The organism is Vibrio sp. 10N.222.52.B7 (assembly GCF_041474275.1).
GTDB classification, from domain to species: Bacteria; Pseudomonadota; Gammaproteobacteria; order Enterobacterales; family Vibrionaceae; genus Vibrio; species Vibrio crassostreae_C.
Map to the genome: position 1 here is coordinate 1 of NZ_JBFRTU010000330.1, position 229 is coordinate 229.

General features: G+C 41.5%; 1 pseudogene. It reads right to left on the bottom strand.

The annotated features are described in order from the left end of the window. A pseudogene (locus tag AB4512_RS23070) lies at nucleotides 1-229 on the bottom strand (sensor domain-containing phosphodiesterase); the annotation flags it as partial.

A 229-nucleotide genomic window follows, 5' to 3' on the forward strand; every position in this document is an offset into this window, starting at 1 on the left:
ATCTTTTGTTCAGCCGCTCTTCGCTTATCGATCTCTTGGTTTAAAGAATAATTGAGGCTCGCGAGATCTTTAGTACGAGTGTAAACCCGGTTCTTTAAGTCACGATTCATTTGGGTGAGCTTAGCGTGCTGAAACAAGGTTTTAAGCTGGGATTCTATCGAGGTACGAAAGCTTTCTAATAGCTTGATATAGGTAGGTGTGTAGTGGTTTTCTTTCGAGTCCAAGATAC